The sequence below is a fragment of the Oligoflexus sp. genome (assembly GCF_035638955.1).
Lineage (GTDB): Bacteria > Bdellovibrionota_B > Oligoflexia > Oligoflexales > Oligoflexaceae > Oligoflexus.
In genome coordinates, this window is sequence record NZ_DASQYZ010000368.1 from 34,352 (window position 1) to 55,018 (window position 20,667).

General features: G+C 51.2%; 15 protein-coding genes. 11 read left to right on the forward strand and 4 right to left on the reverse strand.

Going from position 1 to position 20,667, the window contains the following annotated elements; all coding sequences use genetic code 11:
- The first annotated feature begins 20 nt into the window (after positions 1 to 20).
- The 5 genes from VE954_RS32250 (at position 21) to VE954_RS32270 (ending at position 7,388) form a co-directional block, all read left to right on the forward strand.
- Positions 21 to 2,678: a DNRLRE domain-containing protein gene (locus VE954_RS32250; protein ID WP_324960770.1), complete on the forward strand. Its 2,658-nt coding sequence runs from the start codon at positions 21 to 23 to the stop codon at positions 2,676 to 2,678.
- 19 nt (positions 2,679 to 2,697) lie between these two features.
- Positions 2,698 to 3,462, forward strand: coding sequence for a collagen-like protein (locus VE954_RS32255; protein WP_324960772.1), 765 nt, complete (start codon positions 2,698 to 2,700; stop codon positions 3,460 to 3,462).
- 440 nt (positions 3,463 to 3,902) lie between these two features.
- Entirely contained in the window at positions 3,903 to 4,790 is an 888-nt protein-coding gene (locus tag VE954_RS32260) for a TIGR02147 family protein (protein WP_324960774.1), read from the forward strand.
- Entirely contained in the window at positions 4,787 to 6,439 is a 1,653-nt protein-coding gene (locus tag VE954_RS32265; RefSeq protein ID WP_324960776.1) for an emp24/gp25L/p24 family protein, read from the forward strand. The genes VE954_RS32260 and VE954_RS32265 overlap by 4 nt, the downstream gene beginning before the upstream one ends.
- Positions 6,440 to 6,908: 469 nt before the next feature.
- Complete coding sequence (locus tag VE954_RS32270; protein ID WP_324960778.1) at positions 6,909 to 7,388, forward strand: hypothetical protein; 480 nt, start codon at positions 6,909 to 6,911, stop codon at positions 7,386 to 7,388.
- 118 nt (positions 7,389 to 7,506) lie between these two features.
- Here VE954_RS32270 and lon read toward each other — a convergent pair whose 3' ends face one another.
- The gene (gene lon / locus VE954_RS32275) at positions 7,507 to 9,873 is read right to left on the reverse strand and encodes an endopeptidase La (RefSeq protein ID WP_324960780.1); all 2,367 of its coding nucleotides are present in this window, start codon (positions 9,871 to 9,873) and stop codon (positions 7,507 to 7,509) included.
- A 356-nt stretch (positions 9,874 to 10,229) separates the two neighbouring features.
- On the opposite strand from lon, the gene VE954_RS32280 reads away from it, so the two are divergent.
- Positions 10,230 to 10,886, forward strand: a complete 657-nt coding sequence (locus VE954_RS32280) for a matrixin family metalloprotease (RefSeq protein WP_324960782.1) — start codon at positions 10,230 to 10,232, stop codon at positions 10,884 to 10,886.
- Here the strand turns inward: VE954_RS32280 and VE954_RS32285 are convergent, their stop codons facing one another.
- Complete coding sequence (locus VE954_RS32285) at positions 10,887 to 11,942, reverse strand: glycoside hydrolase family 6 protein (RefSeq protein ID WP_324960785.1); 1,056 nt, start codon at positions 11,940 to 11,942, stop codon at positions 10,887 to 10,889.
- 179 nt (positions 11,943 to 12,121) lie between these two features.
- On the opposite strand from VE954_RS32285, the gene VE954_RS32290 reads away from it, so the two are divergent.
- The 4 genes from VE954_RS32290 (at position 12,122) to VE954_RS32305 (ending at position 15,213) form a co-directional block, all read left to right on the forward strand.
- On the forward strand, positions 12,122 to 12,922 hold the full coding sequence (locus VE954_RS32290) for a hypothetical protein (protein ID WP_324960787.1): 801 nt from the start codon (positions 12,122 to 12,124) through the stop codon (positions 12,920 to 12,922).
- A complete protein-coding gene (locus VE954_RS32295; RefSeq protein ID WP_324960789.1) occupies positions 12,919 to 13,968 on the forward strand; it encodes an OmpA family protein in 1,050 nt (349 codons plus the stop codon). The genes VE954_RS32290 and VE954_RS32295 overlap by 4 nt, the downstream gene beginning before the upstream one ends.
- 154 nt (positions 13,969 to 14,122) lie before the next feature.
- On the forward strand, positions 14,123 to 14,884 hold the full coding sequence (locus VE954_RS32300; RefSeq protein WP_324960791.1) for a hypothetical protein: 762 nt from the start codon (positions 14,123 to 14,125) through the stop codon (positions 14,882 to 14,884).
- Positions 14,881 to 15,213 (forward strand): hypothetical protein, encoded by a 333-nt coding sequence (locus VE954_RS32305; protein WP_324960793.1) that lies wholly within the window; start codon positions 14,881 to 14,883, stop codon positions 15,211 to 15,213. The genes VE954_RS32300 and VE954_RS32305 overlap by 4 nt, the downstream gene beginning before the upstream one ends.
- Before the next feature lie 171 nt (positions 15,214 to 15,384).
- Here VE954_RS32305 and VE954_RS32310 read toward each other — a convergent pair whose 3' ends face one another.
- Positions 15,385 to 17,082 (reverse strand): PAS domain-containing sensor histidine kinase, encoded by a 1,698-nt coding sequence (locus VE954_RS32310; RefSeq protein WP_324960795.1) that lies wholly within the window; start codon positions 17,080 to 17,082, stop codon positions 15,385 to 15,387.
- A gap of 267 nt (positions 17,083 to 17,349) precedes the next feature.
- On the opposite strand from VE954_RS32310, the gene VE954_RS32315 reads away from it, so the two are divergent.
- Positions 17,350 to 17,508 carry a hypothetical protein gene (locus VE954_RS32315; protein WP_324960797.1) on the forward strand — a complete coding sequence of 53 codons (159 nt, stop codon included), beginning with the start codon at positions 17,350 to 17,352 and terminating at the stop codon, positions 17,506 to 17,508.
- Positions 17,509 to 17,744: 236 nt separating this feature from the next.
- On the opposite strand, the gene VE954_RS32320 is transcribed toward VE954_RS32315, so the two are convergent.
- Positions 17,745 to 20,102 carry an ATP-binding protein gene (locus VE954_RS32320; RefSeq protein WP_324960799.1) on the reverse strand — a complete coding sequence of 786 codons (2,358 nt, stop codon included), beginning with the start codon at positions 20,100 to 20,102 and terminating at the stop codon, positions 17,745 to 17,747.
- Positions 20,103 to 20,667 lie beyond the last annotated feature (565 nt).

A 20,667-nucleotide genomic window follows, 5' to 3' on the forward strand; every position in this document is an offset into this window, starting at 1 on the left:
TCGATGGGAAAGGGGGCGTTATGAAAGCTCTTCTCGGTTTAACCAAAGTTGTTGTGTCAGTCGGTGCGTTACTGATGAGTTCAACAGCGTTGGCAACGTCCTTCATCCAGATCGAGCCAGCCTCGAAAGCCGTCACGGTTGAAGTGGATAGTGGTAAGGTTCAATCTGAGGGCACCAAACTGCAGATCACAGGTTCCAAAAATAAATTACGAGCCACTTACGTGTGGTTTGATTTGAGCCGCTTCTCCAGCGCCGCAGAAATTGAAGCCGCTACCATCGGCCTTTACGTGAATAGCAATTCAGGTGAAGGTACGATTTTTGTCGTTAAAGCGAACGCGCCTTGGACTTACAAGAACAAGAACTGGTACTGGGATGCTGACCGTTCCCTCTTGAATGACGGAAACTGGGAAGCTCAGGCCATCAGCGCTATCTCGATTGATAACAGCGCATCCAAGAAAATGATTGAAGTCCCCATCACGAGCTATGTGAAAGACGCGATTTCTACCAAGAAAAACTACGGTTTGATCTTTGTCACCAGCGATGACATCTCGGCTCAATTCAATGAAGAGAGCGACTTCGGTCTGGTCCCGAATTCTTACGTCACGCAGATGTCCAAAGTTCCCCTTATCAAAGTGAAGCACGGATTCCGCTTGGGTGACCTGTTGGGTTCAGTCGGCAAGCCCGGTCCTCAAGGTCCTATCGGTCCTGCAGGTCCTCAGGGTCCACAAGGCCTTCAGGGTCCTAAGGGTGATGTTGGTCCCACCGGTTTGCCTGGTCTGAACGGTGCGACTGGAGCCACAGGTCCCATGGGTCCTGCTGGTGTTTCGGGTACTCAGGGTTTGAAGGGTGACAAAGGTGATAAGGGCGACAAGGGCGACAAGGGCGACAAGGGTGATAAAGGTGATGTTGGGCCACAAGGTGCTCAAGGTCTGAAGGGTGATAAAGGCGATATCGGTGCCGCTGGTCCTCAGGGTCTCAAGGGTGATATCGGTGCAACCGGTGCTCAGGGACTTAAGGGTGACAAAGGCGACAAGGGTGATATGGGTCCTGCCGGTGCGCAGGGTCTGAAGGGTGATAAAGGCGACAAGGGTGACATCGGTCCACAAGGTGTTGCCGGTGAAGCTGGTGCTAAAGGTGATGCTGGTCCTGCTGGCGCTCCTGGTCTGCAGGGTCTTGTTGGTGAAGCTGGTCCTATTGGTCCTCAGGGTCCACAAGGCCCCAAAGGCGACAAGGGTGATCTTGGTCAGCAAGGTGTAGCAGGTGAAATTGGTCCTCAGGGTCCACAAGGTCCCAAGGGTGATCAAGGCGAAGCTGGTCCTGCCGGTGCGCAAGGTCCTCAAGGTTTAGCTGGTGAAACTGGTGCGCAAGGTCCACAAGGTGTTGCCGGTGAAGCCGGTCCTCAAGGTGCAAAAGGTGACGTTGGTCCCCAAGGTCCCAAGGGTGATCAAGGTGAAGCTGGTCCTCAGGGTCTGCAAGGTTTGGCTGGTGAAGCCGGTCCTCAAGGTCTGAAGGGTGACAAGGGCGATAAAGGTGACCAGGGTGATGTTGGTCCTCAAGGTTTGGTTGGTGAAGCTGGTCCTCAAGGTGCAAAAGGTGATGTTGGGCCTATCGGCCCTCAGGGTTTGGCTGGTGAAACCGGTCCCCAAGGTCTGAAGGGTGACAAGGGCGATAAAGGTGATATCGGTCCTGCTGGTCCTCAAGGTGATGCGGGAGCCAAAGGTGATATTGGTCCTGCCGGTCCTCAGGGTGCTCAAGGTTTGGCTGGTGAAACCGGCCCACAGGGTGCTCAAGGTCTGAAGGGTGACAAAGGCGATAAAGGTGACATTGGTCCTGCTGGTCCTCAAGGTGATGCGGGAGCCAAAGGTGATATTGGTCCTGCCGGTCCTCAGGGTACTCAAGGTTTGGCTGGTGAAACCGGCCCACAGGGTGCTCAGGGTCTGAAGGGTGACAAAGGCGATAAAGGTGACGTTGGTCCTGCTGGTCCTCAAGGTGCTGCTGGTGATGTCGGAGCTCAAGGTGCGAAAGGTGATATTGGTCCTGCCGGTCCTCAAGGTGCTCAAGGCTTGGCTGGTGAAACCGGTCCACAGGGTGCTCAGGGTCTGAAGGGTGACAAAGGCGATAAAGGTGACGTTGGTCCCCAAGGTGACGCCGGTGCGCAAGGTTTGAAGGGTGATCAGGGTATCGCTGGTCCCGTCGGTCCGCAAGGCCCAGAAGGTGCGGTTGGTGCGACCGGTCCCCAAGGTGCTCAAGGCGCAGTCGGTGAAGTTGGTCCAAAAGGTGACAAAGGTGATCAGGGTGACGTTGGTCCTGCCGGTGCTCAAGGTGTGCAGGGTGTTGCTGGTGCTAAAGGTGAAAAAGGCGACAAGGGTGAAATTGGTCCTGCCGGACCCCAAGGTTCAACTGGTGAAACCGGAGCCGCTGGTTCAATTGGACCACAAGGTGTTGCAGGTCCCGTCGGTCCTCAAGGACCCAAGGGTGATACAGGTACCGCAGGCAAGGACGGCGTTACTAAAGTTGGTTACGCTGCTGCCCCCGTCTGTAATCAGTCCAACTCCGGAATGTTGATCTATGAAGCCGGCAATGGCTCTGCTTTATCAAGCTTCAAAGGTTGCGCGTGTCTTGGTACTTCGAATTCATGCGCTTGGTATAAATTGGGTATGTCCGCGATCCCACTCTAAGTAATTTTGGGAGATTTCGATGAGAGCTGCAAACCATCTGTTATTTGGAATGACTTTGCTTGGTCTAAGCATCGTTTCTTGTGCAAAGAAAGACAAGAAAGACTCTGAATTGGAATCATTAACACAAATCGTGGCGACCACCAGCGCGCTACCCACATGTTCCCGGGAAACCATGTCACAGGTTTACTGGGTCGAAGAGCAAAGTAAGATTTTTGTTTGCAATGGATCAACTTTCGTTGAGATTGCAGGTGCAAAAGGCGAGCAAGGTGAAAAAGGTGAGGACGGTGAAACTGGACCTGAAGGCTCACCCGCAAATTCTGGAGTCTGGGTATTCGACAAGGACGGTAAGGCTATTGGTGTGTTAATGGACGCCAGGCTTGGCCTTATCCTCTTCACAAATGGTGGATTTGCCCGCATCAATCTCCAAACCGGTGCTTACGCAGTTCCAGTCGTCCTGGACGGTGGAACCATGACGTCCTCGTCCAACCTTGTATGTCGCTTCACTGACATCAGCTGTGCCGGAACTTGTTATATGGAAGAGGCAGTTCCTCGTGGCGCGGTTATGAGAACTTCTGTTTCAACGTTTGTTGTGGCTAATGGTGATGAAGAACTCGTTACAGGCCTTACGACAAAGAGGTTCGGTGATCCCAACGGGACCACTTGTCACGACCTGGGAGATTTCCCACTGGACGGATACGCTATTACCAAACCGTACAGTTTTCCAGAAGGCATCACACTCCCACTTAAAACACCACTCTCTTTCGGTTTCAAAACCGAAGAATAACCCAAGGCTCTCACGAAAATAACAAACCCCGCCTCAAGCGGGGTTTTTTGCGTTTCGAAAGTGGAATAAAACGAACCGAAATTCGAACGGTCCTTTTAGATCAGCGGATTCCTACAAGCGAATCATGAGGCTCCAGCTCAAGCCAAGTCATCACATTTCATTGGCATCTTCCCCCTGCCTCATGAAAAATCCCATCTTTCACCGGTTAAAACACAAGGATATTGACGAGCCCAGGTCGCCGCAAACTTTCCTGACGTCATCATCGACAAACCGGGGTGCGACCGGCGGATTGCTATTTGAATTCGATAGTGCTTAAATTAATGAAAAGACAAAGGATAAATCCTTTTAACAGGGTGCGACCTGTATCGTGCCGTAGGGTTAAGTAAGAGGGCATGGTGCCCTGGCTTTTAGAAACCGTACCGGAAGAAAGGAGGAGGGATATGCCTGGTAAAAAACTCGCAGCGCTGGCTCGGGAACTCTCCGTCACTCAATATCTGGAATATCAGGATTACCTCGCAGCGCTCTATCAACTGGCCAAGGAACGCCATGCGTCCTACTCTTATCTCCGCTTCGCGGAAGACCTTGGATTTTCAGCGACCAATGTCCTGCGCCTTGTTATCGCCAGGAAGCGTCGTCTGGCGGAGAAGTCTGCCCGAACCATTGCCGAGGCGCTGGACCTTCGCAACGAGGAGCGAAACTACTTCCTCAACGTGGTCCGCTATGGCAACGTTCCCAGCCAAGAGACCAAGGCAGCCATCTTCCTGCAAATCTATCGCGATAAGAAAACAGCGGTGGCGGATCATGCGGATAGCGATCTGATGGAATACTATGCTTCCTGGTTGCACCCGCTGATCCTGGAACTCATCCATCTCCCAAAAGGTTCCCAGGAACCGGAGCACCTGGCTCGACGGGTTTATCCACACCTGACGGCTGAGCAGATGAGTAAGGGCCTCGAGCTGCTCCAGAAGTTAAAGATGATACAATGGGACGAGGGCACCGGTCGTTGGCGAGGTGTGGACGATTCCCCTCGGATCCTGCCGGAAGATCAGGCAGCCGGTGTCTACTCAGTCGTGCAGTTTCATCAGCAGATGATAAAGATTGCCGCGCAGTGCCTCCTTCTGGTTCCCAGGCACGAACGTGAATACAATGCTCTGACGTTGAGACTGTCGAATACCCAGATTCCCCAGCTGAAGGACCGGATTCGAGCCTTCTGCGCCGAAGTCATGGCCATGGAAGAGCAGGCCGAGGATTCGGATCGCGTGATACAAGTCAACATTCAAATGTTTCCATTCACCCGACTTGCACAAGATGAGGAAAAAACATCATGAAACCTCTGCATACACGTTTTTGGTCACAGGATACCAGGAATTTCCTGCGCTTTGGATTCTGCATTTGGCTGGTGGGTTGCGGCAACTGGGTTGGTAATCCCAAACCTACTGATGACGATGATAATGCCGGGACAGGGACTTCCATCGCCGAGCCTGGTGACATGATGCTGCATCGCGTGCAGGTGGCCGCTGGCGAGAGCACACAGCTTCACTATAAAATCGGCGGTGCAGCCGCGCTGCTTGCCGGCAATGAGCAGGCCTTTGAGGTCTCCGTGGTCAATGCTGCCGGTGAGGAAAAGGTTTACACCCGGCAGGCGGCCGGTGAGAGCGGAGTCTCCTTCACGGCCGAGGAGGAAGGCGCGTATACCGTTCTCATTAAGAACAATTCCAGTACAGACGCAGAAATGGTCGTGACCGAGGCCAGCGGGGTGGCAACCGATGAAGGGCTCATCAATGCCACCAGCGCAGGCACTGGCACGCACAAGGATATCGTCCTGAAGGCTGTTATCACTTTTGCCCGTCAGTGCAAAGTCTATGTGAACAACGGTGCCTCCACGCAGACCTACACAGCGCCTGAGGGATCCTACTACATCCAGCCCTTCGTTTTCCTGGGTCAGGTCAACAGTGAGACAAAGCAGGTGACGCCCATCTCCACAGCCCAGATCACTGTGTCCAGCGGTACCACCAGCATGACGCTCAAAAAACTCGCCGATTTTGATCTCGGCGTGTTCCGTGAACACGGCGCCCTGACCAAGGATCAGCATGTGGTCTACACTCGGAACTTCTACAGTGGTTATTTTGGAGCGGCCGGCGAGCTATATACGACCGACACCTTCCGCTTCGGTGGTGACTGCGCTTCGGCGCCGACGTTTGCAGCCCCCACTGACGTCGGCACAGCTGATATCCAGCTCCGCATCCAGGATGCTTCGCTCAGTCCTGCGCTCGACGCCAGCCACCCTATCCGCCCCACGATTTCGACCGCCTTTACGATGTATGAGAAAGAAGGGCAGAAGCTGGATAACTGGGATCCATGCACCTATGATGCTTTCACAGCCATACCCTACAATTACAACGACGCGACTCAGCCCTGCCGGAAGCTCTCGATCCTTGACGCGCCGTATATAACGCTGGATTATCTTCTGCCCAGCGAAGCTTCGGCGGACAGTTTGACGAAGGCCAGCGATCCAACGCGGATCCTCTTCTATGGTCATTCGTTTGCCAGGTCGTTCAAGAAAGCCATCATTGATAATCAGGAAGCTCTGCGTGGTGATCTCTCGACCTTGAGTCTCGACCGTTGCGTCAACAACGGTGGGATGCATGCGGTTCCCCTCGGCGTGAACAAGACTTACCTGCCACTTGGGGAGTTCAATACGCAATCCGGGGATCTGATCCAGCTGGCTCGCAAGACCGGATCCTATACCGCGCTAACGGACTTCTATCAGGGCAATGTCAGCCTCGATGGGAGCGTGGACTACGCCGCTTGCATACCCAACTCCGGGACGCAAAGCAGCTGTGATGAATATAAAGTGATTGCGGTTGAAGTCACCGGGTGCAGGATCAAGGCGGACTCAGGAATATCAGCCAGTTCCATCAGTGATAGCTTCATCTACCCCGAGTATTATGAAATGTCCGGGGAAGTCGTCGAATAGGTCTCCTCACTTTAAGCCCCTTGAAAGCTTCAAGGGGTTTTCCATTCCTCCACCTCCTCAACACTGCTTCCCTTAGAACCTGCCCATTCCGAGAGTCCCTGTGCCAGAACCTGCATCTGCGCAAGAGGCTAAGTGAATACGCAATGGAATTATTCAGAGTCAACCAGAAGCCAATTCATTGCACCCACAACAATTTATAGGGTGTCGCACGAAATTTACTAGAGATTGTTAGTTAACTTATATCGAGAAAATTTACTCATAGTAAATGAAGTAACTCCAAGCCTGATGGCGCTTCTATAAGCAACTTAGAATATCTTCGTACGAATGTAACAGAATGTCTTGAGAAGGCAGACAAAGGAAATTTAATCATGACGATCAGGATTAATTTCTTAAAAGTCTTTCTTTTCGGATTGATGAATTGTATATAGCAATCGTTTGCACTCGCACTTTTTCGAGGAAAGGAAATTGTATGCTCCGCACCACAGTACTTGGTACTTGCCTGTTTCTGGCTTCTGCATCGTTTGCTGCACCACAGAGGCAATGCCGCTGGGAGTCGACTCCTGACGGTGGAACTGAGAAGGTTTGCTATGAGTATGTGAACGAGGAACGTGTTCTTGAAGGTATCAGCGTGACACCTGCCAATGGAGGCTTTAACCCTGAATTTTCTGCTTATAACGTGAGCGGGTCTGTTTTGGTTGCAGGAAACCCATGCCTGGCCCAAGGACTCGATGCAACGCTTGAGCAAGAAACCAAGGGCAGACGCAATTTCGTCGTTGCACGAGTGAAAGGGTGGAGACGCGAAGGCGTGATGTGCTCGATGATCGCTGACCCTGTGACCAGGTTCGTATCGACGACTGTCCGTGGACAAAAACAGCTGATCAGTAATACGTTTATCAAGAATGCTGAAGAATTCGGCAACGTGGTTACGCTCGATTCATATATCCCGTAAGCTCGACAGCTTCGGTCAGGGAAGCTCGCCTTCCCTGGCTTGACGGGTTCCGCACTATCAAAAAAGCCCCCACACTAACGCGTGGGGGCAGGCAAAGTCGGAGTATGGGACTCACACATCACAGTCTAGCAATCCGTCCTGATTCTGGCTCAGGAGCAGCACCTTGTTTTTCCACCAGATCGAGTCCAAGCGCCTCTTTCAAGACCTCTTCAACTCGACTGACAAAGACAAATTCCAATTCATCACGAACTTCCTGTGGCACATCCTGGATGTCCTTGCGATTGCGTTCTGACATCAAGATCTTCTTAATGCCAGCCCGGTGAGCCGCGAGGACTTTCTCCTTGATCCCACCAACCGCTGTGACCGCGCCCCGCAGGGTGATTTCACCCGTCATCGCGAGACTCGGGTTCACAGGCCGGTGCGAGAAGAGCGAAGCGAGTGACGTCAGCATGGTCACACCTGCGGAAGGTCCGTCTTTCGGAATCGCACCCGCAGGGACGTGGACATGCACATCGGTTTTCTCATAGTCATGCTGCGTTTTCATGCTCGGCAGCAAAGAACGCACATGAGTCATCGCAATCTGGACTGACTCCTTCATCACCTCACCCATCTGTCCGGTCAAGGTCAGCTGACCCTTGCCCGGCATGGCTTTGGCTTCGATGAAGAGGATGTCACCGCCCATCGGTGTCCAGGCCAGGCCTGTCACCACACCAGCTGGCATATGCGCTTCCGCCAGCTCCAGAGTGAAGGGCTCGCTGCCCAGCAGGCGTTCCAAATCCGCAGGTCGGATCTGGATACCCGTTTCACTTTGGATAATGGCTTCGGTCGAACCGCGGATCAAAGCAGCCAGTTTCCGCTTCAATTCCCGCACGCCCGCTTCCCGGGTGTAGTGCGAAATGAGGCGCAGCAAGGCATCATCTGCGATGGTGAGCTGGCTGGGTTTCACGCCATGGTTTTCCATCTGCTCAGGCCAGAGATGCTGCTTGGCAATATGCAGCTTCTCGGCTGTCGTATAACCTGCAATCGAAATCACTTCCATACGATCCCGCAAAGGACCAGGGATGGTCTCAAGGCTATTTGCCGTCGCGACAAACATCACCTGCGACAGGTCATAGGGCACTTCCATAAAGTGATCGCGGAAACTATTGTTCTGTTCCGGGTCGAGCACTTCCAAAAGGGCCGCCGCTGGATCCCCGTTATAGCTCTGCGAGAGTTTGTCGATCTCATCGAGCAGGAACACGGGATTGTTCTGTTTACACTGCTTCAAAGCCTGAATGATGCGGCCTGGTCGTGACCCAATATAAGTCCGACGGTGGCCACGGATCTCAGCTTCATCGCGTACACCGCCAAGGCTGGCCCGCACGAAATCGCGGCCCATGGATTCAGCAATGCTGCGACCCAAACTGGTTTTACCAACACCCGGAGGTCCCACCAGCAAAAGAATGGAGCCGCGGAAGTTTTCCTTCAGTTTCAGGACAGCCAAATGCTGCACGATACGGTCTTTGACTTTTTCCAGACCATAGTGATGACTGTTCAGAATATCCCGGGCCTTATTCAGATTGATGTCCTGCTTGGCTCCCGGTTTCCACGGCAGACTCAACAGCAGATCCAAATAATTTTGCATCCCCGGGGCTTCCGGAGAATTGCGTTCGAGGCCGGCCAGGCGCTGAGCCTCCTCAAGGGCGACCTTTTTTACGTCCTCGGGCATGTCTGTATGCTCTTCGATGCGTTTGGTATAGCTGTTCTTGGCCATACCGCCTTCACCCAATTCCTCCTGGATAACCCGCATCTGCTGACGAAGCATGGCGTCACGATGCTGCTTATTGAACTTATGAGAAACCTTACGGCCGATTTCGGCACGAATCTCCAAACTCTGACGCAGGTCCTGCATGGTTTCGAGGAGCATCATCAGACGCTTGTTCAATGAAATTTCGCTCAGCAGCGACGCTTTCAATGCCACATCCACTTCGAGGTGCGGTGCAATCAAGTTCACCAGCAGCTCAGGATCATCAATGGCCCGCAGCATATCGCCGACCTGCTTCATGTTGCCAGGAAGGAAGGCAATGATCTTATCCGACAGTTCCTTAATGCTGTTGAGGTAAGTCTCTACTGTGCCAGTATCGATATCCTGATCGATAACAACCGCGTGGGTTCGGACCATGCACGCATCGTTATCCCATGAGATTTCAGAGATGTGATGCCGCTCGAGGCCACGTACGATCAGCTGCACTTCAGCCGTATCGTTGCCTTTGATGTATTCCACTTCCGCCAGACAGCTGGTCGAATAAACTGTCTCCTGGGAAATGGGTTTTTCTGCGTCCTTTCGCGTGACAACGTGAATGTTTTTCAATCCACGCGCTTTCATTTCGCGCAAGGCGGCAAGATTTTTTTCGTCGGTTACCGTAACAGGCATGGCTGTGCTCGGGAAAAGCACAAATTGAGAAGACACCATGGCTGGAACCCAGCGATTCGCAAATTCCGTCATAGACCACCCCAGGTGCTGCGCTTCAAGTTCGGCTTTGCCCATCGCGCAGGGACCAGCAAAGCGATATCTCAAAGATGGAGTCTAAAGGAAAATTGTCAAGACATACGCAAAAAAACCTAGAGGCGACTTTTTGTATAAGGTTTGGACACCTGCTCAGCGGCGGTGCAACAGGCGGACTCAACATTAGGGGGATATGTATATAACATAATGATATTTATAGTAAATTTAACTTTACCGGCCAGGAATAGCGGGGGCGGGACGTGGTACGTCCCTTGCTTAAGTAAGAGTGCGCTCGGGAGTTAAAACTCCCACTCTGACTGTTGTTGCTGTTGCTCCCTAAGCTGTTGAGGTTTTCCATGCTGAAGCGCCTGTTCCTGTTGATCCTGTTTGCCTTTTCCGTTCTGGCCTGCCGCGAATCGCACGTCGAGGAAGTTAAAAGTTTCCGAATTTATGTTGATACTGATGTTCCCGCCTTGAAGTACTCCGTTCAGATCCTGGTCCGCGATTACAATCGCCAGCTTGGGTTTGAAGGCCTCTCGGTCGTCGATACGAAAGAGGACAGCACTTCGCTGATTCATTTCCGCAAAGGTCTCGCTAATGACGGGCGTAAACTAGGTCTGGGTCAGTGGACCACCCTGCAGAAACAGACTGTTGAGGGAACTTTCCGCGAATCACAAACCACAACCATACAGTACGGAATGGATGTCATCTTTGATCTGGATAACTTCGCCAGCAAAGCTGCTTACATTCAAGACCCTGATTCTGATGGCTATAAGCATCTCTTTCATCTTTTCTGCCACGAAGTTGGCCATGGCATGCAGATGGATCACCATCATGACGAAGATAGTGTTATGTTCCCCAGCATTTCCGAAAAAGGGGCGCGTCCCGTCAATTACGACAATTATTTTCAAAACGTCCGTGAGTTTCTGAATACTCCTGGTTCAGGTATGTCTCCCCATCATCATGAACACGATGACACTGACTTTAGCCGAAGCGATGAGCTCAAACTGTAATCAGTCAGGGTACACGGCGTTGCGCATGAGTTCGATGGCCTTCGCCTCCCACCATTGACCTGCAGCGGGTCCGCCGTTGCAGCTCCCGTCCGAGTCCCCCGGCTTTTTAAGCCATAGATAAGCGTCCAATCCCTTAATTCCTGTTGGAGCCTGAGGCGTCTGGCCGATGGCTCGACTTTTTGGGTTGCACCAGGCTTCACGACTGACCGGACCCTTGCCGTTACGTGAGGTGTCGATCACAAACGATTTGCCACCCAGACGCTGCGAGATCTCCTGGCCATAGCGAATACAATCCTCAGTCCAATGATACTGACCAACATTGATGGCAAAACCATCCCCAGCCAAAACTCCGGCTGTCAGAAGACGCTGGACAGCTTCATCAACCGAGAGCCAACCGGGAAATCCTACATCCATGTAGACCTGTGCTTTGGGGTTTTTCTTGAGGACCAAAATGGATTCCGCAAGCAGGCTCATTCGTTCCTTAACTTCGTCCGCCGTGAGACAGCCTGTCAAAAGCAGAGCCTCAGGTTCGAGGATCCAGTAGGTTGGCGTTTCTCCCAGTCCCTGGACCAGTGACTCAAGCCAGGAACGATAGGCCTGGGGCGCAAGGCCTGGCGTGGAAAAGCGCGCACAATCTTTTTTAGGCAGCGCCGCAATCACGGCGACGGCATAGCGGTCCGTGCCTGCGACCGACTGCGCCAGGCGCTGCGCGGCCGCGAGCGGATTGGTTTCTGCTGGCGTGAACCAGACTGCTGTCGGCTGTTCCGCCAGCTGCCGCAGCCATCCTGCTTCCCTGGGTTGGGTTGGCTGCAAACGCAGGGCGGCACGTGCGGCTTCGCTGTCGGGGTTCACCCAAAATGTTCGACTGCTTGGTTCTTCCGCAGCGGTTTTGGACTCTGCTGGTGGCGCGGGTAAGAACGGCGGCGAGGCGGGCGCCAACTCCGCTCCTGAACTTGAGGCCCCAGCAGGGTTTGTCATAGGAGCGGTTCGATCCGGAGTGCTTTCACAAGCCAGGAGCGCGAGGTAAACCCAAAATTGAGGTGCGATGGCCCGCATCGAGGTCTCCTTTACAGTCAGTCTTATGTTCTCCATGGTATCAAAATTCTTACTGCAATTATTCCTTGGGCTTTATCTCCAGCTTTCCGGTCTCTTACCGGTCCTGCTGAAACGAAGTCAGGTGGCGCCGATAGATCGTCAGGTCTGATTTTTTTCAGACCTTTGGAGGAAACCAAGCCATGAGACACGCATTTTTCCAGGGTCTTTCCCTGGGCCTGCTCGCCGCCTGCGGGGAAACGGTAAACTACGAAACCCGCGAAAAAATGGTTACGGCTGCGGAATTGAACACACCGGGCGCCGATGCCAACGGTTCCACGGATTCATCCGATATTGAAGTGGGTCTGCCTCATGAAGGCGATGCTCAGGCAAATTTGTGTCTGTCCTCAGCCGTGCAGCATCAACGTGAAGTGCTGCATTTCCCGGAAATCGCTGCGGGCACCACCTGCAGTTTCGGAAGCAACGGCAACCTTTCCCGGCGCGACGGGTTTATTCGGGCCTATTTCAAGCAGGATCAGACCATTACGCTGCCTGCCGGTGCGAAGCTGTGCGGTTTTTCAATCGAACCGACCGCTGGCGCCATGCATTATGATGATGAAATGTTTTTCCTGGTTGAGAATCGGGTGCTGATGGCCACGAAAGACTACACCGAGTATTTTCCCAAGGACGGCATCTTTAGTACTTTTAGCTGGGAGTCCCTGCGCAATCAGGTCTATAATCAGTTTGACCAGCGTGGACTCTATTGTGTCGGCGGCGCCGATGGGCTGAGCGAATGCCAGTTGCCACCGACGGATACCACCGGTTCGATCGAGCTGAGTATCAGTGCTGAACTTTCCACCAGTCTGGCTGCGCTGCTCGAGGAAAAAAACGTTTTGAATTTTTCATGGGTCACGACCGGTGACAATGATGACTCCGACTGTCGTCACACCGATATCAAGCTGCCCTTGGTGATGCACTATGTTCCAGCGGAAGTGAAACCTTGAAGTTACTCGGTACCGTTCTTTTAACTCTGCTCCCTATGTCCGCTGCGAGCGCCCCCCAGGTCTGGTTGGGTGCCTCCGGCGGCTACACGCATATCGTACCGGATGGTTCCGGGCAAACTTCCAAAAATGGTTATCATCTTTTTCTGGACGCCTCGGCTGAGACGACGACCGGGAATTGGAATTTGGGAGTCGGCGGCGGGTTTTTTTACAATCGTGTTTACAGCGACGGCGAACGCGATTTTCCCACCGACGATCCTGATGTGGTGCGTGAGCAGCGCAATCTGCGGATTGAAACGCGAGCGGGATCGGCGGCTCTCTCCGCGCGCTATCGCCTTTGGGACGGGCACATCGAGGCCGGTCTTCTGATCCGCCATCTGTTTGGCTCCTCGCTTTCCTTCAGCCAGGATAAGGACAGCAACCAAAGTAAATTCTTCGTGGGCCCGCAGCTGATTTTAAAAACGGCAGCGGATACCGCGTGGATGCAAAGGGTCGATCTGAATCTGACCAGCGATTTGAATGTCCCGAAGCGCCGGGTTTATCTCCTGGCCGCTGGCTTTGCGATTGGCCGCACATGGCCCATCACGCAGCCGCCGCAACCGGAGCCTGCATCCAAACCAGCGGAACGTTTTGAAGAGATTCTGGCCGATAAGGTCATCAACTTCCCCAGTGGAAGTTCCCAGCTCCAGGAACCTGCGCTGACGTTTCTCAAGGAGTTCGGCCAATTTTTGCAGAAGCATCCCGAACACTGGCAGAGCATGACCGTGGAAGGGCACACCGATAAAAAGGGCAAGTTGGATTACAATATGAAACTGTCCCAGGACCGATCCGATGCCGTGCGTCGGGTGATTGTGGATCAGGGCGTGGTCCAGAACAAGGTGCACGCTCAGGGCTTTGGTCCGACGCGGCCCTTGAAGGACGGTGACAGTCCCGAAATTCTGGCTTTGAATCGTCGTGTGGTGATGGTGTTCACCATCAGCCATCGCGAAGGCAGGCAAGAAGTGAGTCGCGAAATCCAACGTCTGCGCCAAAAACATTTTGGTGAATAATCAAATACCCGCCTTTTATGCAACCTAACTGACTAAAATTACCTATTTATTCCCTTCCACTAGTTGGATTTAATTACTATTTGTATATTTAGCAATTTTGGGATAGGAAAGGACCAAATGCGACTATAGAGACCGAGCGGGAGGTGTTCCGGCCATGAGAGAAATGTCACCTAAATTCGAAGCAGTTCAAACAGCTGTTAAAAGGTATTTTGAGCGCTTTCCGCGAGTGAGTATCAAAGCCCTGTCGATGCGAACCGGGGTTCCCTACGCTACGCTCCGCAGAATTTTACAAGCCGAAGTTAATGACATCAAAGATGAAACCATTTTTAAATTGATTGATCGGGTCATGCTCCGCGAGGATCGGATGAGTTTTATCCGTGACCACTACCCGGCCCTGGCCAAAGTCGTTGCGGAATATCCGGAACAAGGACTTGACGACGATGGATCGGTGGTCATGTTAAAAAAATTCCGTTACATGGATCCCCATAATTTTATCATCAAATTGGCCCTCACCACGGCAGGAACCACCCGTGATCATGTGCAGCGTTTGACCGGTGAACGGGGCATCCTCGCTCTTGAAGAGATGCTGGATGCGGGTTTGATCCTGGAAGAACAGGAAATTCTGCGAGTCGGTGGCAACGGGTTCCGTTTGATGGATATTGACGATATCCAGCATCAGATCCAAAAGGACTTGCACTATTTTCCGCGCAGTATGGTTGGAACTCAGTACGCCCGGATTGGGCACATGTCGGAATCCGTAACCAAGGAAGCGCTCGCCCGCATGGTCGCCATGAGCGGCGATCTCTTGAAAAATATTGAACAGACCAAGGATGGGGAAATCGGCACCATCCCGTTTTTCTTTGACATCATGATTGGCACATACGATCGACACACATTGATTGGGGATCAGGAATGAAACTGCGGCACATCTTTCACGCGCTGGCCCTGGCCAGCCTCTTCCCGGCTGCCCAAGGATTCAGCCGCGGCGGGGAAACTGGAACGCTGGACGAGCTTGAAGCTGCGACGCGAACGATCGCCGAGATCAAACGCAATCCGGGAAAATCCTGGTCTCCCCATTATCTGTCGCAGGATCACTTCCGTCGCCTCAGGTCACGATTAAGCGTCCAGACCATGGCACCGATCCCAGGCTGGGATGAGCGTCGCGCGTGGCGCCTGCAGAATCGATATTTTACGGAAGACAACGTTTATGAAATTTTGCCCCTGGTGAACGAACCCATTCGGTGACCACATCCAAATAGACTATGTGATGGACTCACTCGACCCTTGCTGGATGTGGCCATGATATCCTTGCAGAAACCTCGGGAGGCCGACTCATGCTTTTTGACACCAAAGGACATTGTTTTGATCGCCAAATCATCATGCCCCATGTCCGCTGGTATCCGTACGCTCCTGGTGTTAAGCTTGCGCCTTGAAGCTTTCAGCGAGTGGCAGATACAGGATAAAGGTGGTCGGCTGCCGATCGTGATGAATAGCGATTCGACCGCCGTTAGCCTCTGCCAGACCTTTTGCAATACTGAGTCCCAGTCCAGTGCCCTCGCCGACATCTTTAGTCGTAAAAAAAGGTTCAAAGATCCGGCCGCGGAGTTCAGGAGGTACGCCTAAACCGTTGTCGCTAATTTCCACAGCGCATTCGCCATTTTCAACACAGCCTCGAATGCCCACCCACGGCTTTTCACTGGCCGTAGCTGCATCAATGGCGTTGAGTATCAAATTGAGGAGGATCTGCTCCACCTGGGTCGGTCTACAGAGTAGCATAAGGGAGGAATCGAGCTCAGGCTTTCTTAATTCTATTCCTTTGGCTTTCGCCCGGGTCTGGCTCAACATGAGTGCGCATTCGATCATATCAATGAGTTTGCCTACTTTTAAGGGTTCGTCATCGGTTTGCTTGGCAAAAGTCAGCATGCCGTTTGCAATATTCTGAATACGCTGCACCATTCGATCGATCGCAATCAAAAAGCTCTTTATTTTTTCGTTGTCCAATTTCGGTGCATGTAGGAATTTCTGCAACTGCGAAGCTCGCCAGATGACTACTGTGATTGGATTGTTGATCTCATGACCCATTCCTCCCGCCATTTTGCCAAAGGCAGCCATTCTCGATGAGAAGGCAAGCTGAGTTTCCATGCGCCGTCTTATGGTTAGGTCGCGGATCGTGACCATCATTTTCTCGACGTTTTTACTTGAAGGGTTCAGAAAGGGCGTCCATTCAACTTCAAGGATATGCTCGCCATCATCCAAATCTATAATGAATTCACGGGGCAGACTGCTGTATTCGGAGTCAAGTGCCGCAGAGTTGGATTGAAACGTATTCGAAAGGGACTGACGGTAGGTTTCTCGATCGCAAGAACTGAATCTGGCCTTTTCAAAGAGCAACTGGCCGACGTCAGCATCGGCGATGCTATCGATAGGAACACGAAGAATTTGCGGGAGTCGACTGGAAAACTGTTCGTCGACTCTGAATTTTGAATCAAAGGTGAGAATGCCTTCGTTGATGCTATTGAAAATCTTTTTTAATTTAACTGCTTCAGCGAGTTCGGCAAGGATTCGAGATTCGTTCACCGCATGCTCAACATTTTTTTTGAAGACATAGGAGAAGTTTCTGCCGAGACTGAAGAGGAGGATGGCAAAGAGTCCAAAAACACCGCAAGAAATAAGACCGAGTTGATTTGAAATGGAACCATTTTCGAGCAGGATTGCTAACAATACGAAAGTAATGAGGATCAATTCACCACCAATTATGATGCGCACCGGGGCTCGAGATTTTACGTTCTTATGATAATAGCGCAAGAGGCATAGGAGAGAGACAAGAAATGTTGAGCTTGCAAAAAAATCGTACTGTGCAGATGCAAGTATTGAAAATGAATTCCACGGAGTCAGTACATCGAAGCAGAAAACGGCTATTAGAAGGATCCAGTGACAATTCCGACACCAGCGTAGTGCCGATTCCTGATCACGAGTTATGGCTGTATCAAGGAATGAAAAAAATCCTATCAATGTCAGCGCGAGGAAGTAGACTCTTGTCTTGCCTACTGTTTCCAGTATTTCTGGGGAAGAACTGAAGAGAAATAGTGGGACGGAAGGTGTATAGAGCAGCATTAAAAATGCCAGGCAAACACCGGACATTCCAATTTGAAGGTAATCATACTGATTTCTGCGAAATAGAAAGAAGAGGAGCAGTATGAGGCCATAAGTAAAGCACAGTGAGTAAAGTACGATTGGCAGGATATCCCGTTTGATTGCGGCCTTCGAAAGTTGAGTCGTGTTTCCGACCCACACCTTTCCCTTAAATCCGATCTTAAATTCGAATGCAGCAACCTTAATAATGAGAGACCCTTTGCTTGGACTGGAATGAATCGGGATCAGATGCGAGAAATAAGGAGATCCTCTGAGAATATCGGTGGACGAGGCGTTGCCGTAGCGATACAAGACCTGGCCATCAACTATGGCTTCAAAATCGCCGATTATCCGCTCGATGAAGACTGCCCTATCGTCTACGTCAAGATCGGGCAGTGTGGTCCGTAACCAAATAATGCCAGGTCCTTGAGGTGTATTCTCCTGATCAAGTTTTCGCCAACCATGAGTCGGGGACTCATCTCCTGCGGTCGAGACGGCCCATTCCCAGTTTTCCAGGGATGCGACTCCAGCGTCTGCAGAGTAGCCTGGCAGCAACGAGCAAGCCGCAAAGAAAAGGCATACAATGGCTTCGAAAATGCTGCGGCAGACTACTCCCTTCGATTGAGCCTTCTTATAGGCGCAGCTCATACGGCGACCTCATTCCTGTCGTGAACTTCAGCTGAATGGGGTATTGAAAGCAGAAATCGATTGCACGCAGAAGCAGAATCCAAAATCAGCAGGCCGCCGTTGGCTTCTGCAAGTTCACGGGAAACGGACAGACCAAGATCTTGACCTATGTTGCTGTTGATGCTGGATGTCAGAGAATCCAAAATATGGTCCCGTTTGGAAGGATTCATTAACGGTCCGCTATTGCTGATAGCAATGACGCTGTATTGATTTTTTTCATAGATTTGAATTTCCACCCATCGGTCCTTGCTCGAACCTATCTCGTCAAGTGCATGCAACAGCAAATTAAGTAGAATTTGAACAATCTGCGTGGGGCGGCAATAGAAAGAAAGACCCTCGGATTCAATACGACGTTTCAGCTCCACGTTTGCAGTTTCCACTCGAGCCGCACACAGGATAAGCATGTCATCAATCACTGACACCACTGGTAGGAGTTCAAAGGGATCGAAGTCGACCTGGCGTGAAAAAGTAAGGATGCCCGTACAAACACGCGCAATGCGATGTCCTAAACGTTCGACATTTTGCAAACTCGCCACTATTCCAGGCCGATCAAATTCTGCCAGCTCGATCAATTGCCGGACTTGATCCATTTCCCTGATGATAGTGGTGAGAGGGAGGTTAATTTCAAAGCCCATGCCACCCGCCATCTTGCCTAGGAAAGCCATGCGCGAGGAATTGGCCAATTCACTTTCAATTCGACGCCTCATCGTCAAATCTTTAATAGTGACCATGATTCGTTCGAGGCCGGCATTCTCGGTCTTGGAAAAAGGCGTCCATTCCACCGATAGTATATGCTCGCCGTCAGGGAGCGCGATGACGACTTCCTGAGGGAGCTTGAGAGCGCTGAATTCAGTGGCCTCGGTTACCTCGTGAAAGGCTTTTTCAAGTTTCGCCAGAGTTTGTTCACGATCAACGTCGACCAAATTGGCCTGTCTAAACAAGAGATTCATGATATTCGCGTTGGGAATCTGGTCAAATGGAATACGCAGGATATGTGGCAATTGGGCTGAAAACTGATGGTCCACCTTGAACTGGGAATCGAAAGTGAGAATCCCTTCGTTGATATTATCAAGCACCTTCCTGATTTTTTCTGCGCCTAGCATCTCGACTTCAAGCCGAGCGTTAGCAGCGGCCTGCTCGATATTTTTTCTATAAACCGCTGCAAATCGTTGGGCTAGAACAATCACAATAGAGGCTTGATATAGTAAAATACCCAGTGGTACGAGCACAGTTGGATTTGAAATGAGCTTGAGGGCTCGCAAGACATCGTGGAATGCAAAAAACATGAAGGTAAAAATACCGAGCAGTAGAATGCGGACATTATTCCTATCATTTTTATTGCGTATGTAGAAGTGAATCATACTGCCAACAGTTATGAAAAAGCTTAAACCGATACACGGTAGAATCTGAAACTTGATTATAAAGGCAAAGGAAGACATGATGTCGAGACCTTCAACCAACAGGGAGGCAAGAAAAACTATGAGAAAGTAATTGCGGCACAATCGGATCAAAGGTTCTGAGCCACGCGTGATAGCTGTATTTATAAAGGAGTTCATTGCCAGGAGCGCTCCTGCCAATGCAAAGATTAGCAGCCTCGACTCAAGATCCAGAAGGTGTGCGCCTCCGTTAATGAAAAGTAGGGAAACCAAAGGGGAGTACAGCAGCATATAACAGCCAATCAAGAAGCAGAATATTCCCCCCTGTAGATATTCACGCTGGGAACGACGAAGGGAAAAAAGCAGAAGCAATGCCAAGCCTAGATTGATGCTCAATAGTGCAATAGTGGTCGTAAAAAGATTCTCCTGGAGAACCGTGGTAGAAATTACCTGCCAGGTGTTGCCAAACTTTACCGTTCCGACAAAGCCGATTCTTGACTCGATACTGGTGAGTTTTATATGTAGGATCCTTTGCCTATGATGTAGAGGCAAGGAGATCATATGGGCATTGTAGCCAAGTATATGCCTCAGCGATGGATTGCCAGTCTCGCCATAGCGATACAAGAGCTGTGGCCCTTCCCAGACTTCGAAGTTACCAAACATCCGATCAAATATAAGACATGCATCTTGGATCGACTGCCCCGGAATAAGGGTGCGCATCCAGATAGTGCCGGGACCTTTTGGTTTGTGCTGCGCGTCGAGACGCTGCCATCCTTTTTTTGGGGCCGTGGCTTGTTGGGAATCGGCCGCAATCCATTCCCAGGCATCATTCAGTTGGACCGGCAGAGGATCTTCGGAAGCAAATACAGCGCAGGTTATCAAGGCGATTGATAAGCCGAGACATAGCCTCAGGAAATGGTAGGACCAGTGTTCAGCCAAGCTGCACCCAAGTATCGTTTAGATTTCGGTCAAAACATTGAAAAAAAGCCTAGCCAAGTTTTTTTTCGGCGCTTATTGAATAAACTTGAGAGTTCTTTCGCTTACTTAGCCGCCAGAAGGGGGGGGCTGCAGTCTCGTCCGAATCAGGCATAAAAAACGTGGAAATAATCATAGGTGTCGCTTCTGTCATTCGCGGCTCAAATGGCTCCAATTGAATTGAAAAATTCCTGCGATTTTATGGATTTGACTATATCTTCACTCTACTGAACGAAAATCTTCAGGAAGTTGAAGATAATGTAATGGCAGTCTATTTCAGAATTTAAGTCAATATGTTACAGAAACGCTTTCAATCTGACTCCTCAAGAATCCAAGTTTTGTTGTGTGCATTCCGAAGAAAATAACAATGAGAGATTGGATCTAGAGTAACTCCACTATCTCGTTCATTGGATGCCTTTTAGTATCAGCATTCCAGGGCTTCTATATGATCTGCAACTGTAGGGCTAAGTCCTTTTGCGAATGCAATCCCATACATGGTGGGCATTTGGAGGTCAGTCAATATTAGTGA

Coding starts and splice junctions, on each gene's coding strand:
- VE954_RS32250 (WP_324960770.1), top strand. CDS start 21: ATGAAAGCTCTTCTCGGTTTAACCAAAGTTGTTGTGTCAGTCGGTGCG.
- VE954_RS32290 (WP_324960787.1), top strand. CDS start 12,122: ATGAGACACGCATTTTTCCAGGGTCTTTCCCTGGGCCTGCTCGCCGCC.
- VE954_RS32260 (WP_324960774.1), top strand. CDS start 3,903: ATGCCTGGTAAAAAACTCGCAGCGCTGGCTCGGGAACTCTCCGTCACT.
- VE954_RS32300 (WP_324960791.1), top strand. CDS start 14,123: ATGAGAGAAATGTCACCTAAATTCGAAGCAGTTCAAACAGCTGTTAAA.
- VE954_RS32285 (WP_324960785.1), bottom strand. CDS start 11,942: ATGCGGGCCATCGCACCTCAATTTTGGGTTTACCTCGCGCTCCTGGCT.
- VE954_RS32265 (WP_324960776.1), top strand. CDS start 4,787: ATGAAACCTCTGCATACACGTTTTTGGTCACAGGATACCAGGAATTTC.
- VE954_RS32310 (WP_324960795.1), bottom strand. CDS start 17,082: ATGCTGCTCTATACACCTTCCGTCCCACTATTTCTCTTCAGTTCTTCC.
- VE954_RS32315 (WP_324960797.1), top strand. CDS start 17,350: ATGCGAGAAATAAGGAGATCCTCTGAGAATATCGGTGGACGAGGCGTT.
- VE954_RS32255 (WP_324960772.1), top strand. CDS start 2,698: ATGAGAGCTGCAAACCATCTGTTATTTGGAATGACTTTGCTTGGTCTA.
- VE954_RS32270 (WP_324960778.1), top strand. CDS start 6,909: ATGCTCCGCACCACAGTACTTGGTACTTGCCTGTTTCTGGCTTCTGCA.
- VE954_RS32305 (WP_324960793.1), top strand. CDS start 14,881: ATGAAACTGCGGCACATCTTTCACGCGCTGGCCCTGGCCAGCCTCTTC.
- VE954_RS32280 (WP_324960782.1), top strand. CDS start 10,230: ATGCTGAAGCGCCTGTTCCTGTTGATCCTGTTTGCCTTTTCCGTTCTG.
- lon (WP_324960780.1), bottom strand. CDS start 9,873: ATGACGGAATTTGCGAATCGCTGGGTTCCAGCCATGGTGTCTTCTCAA.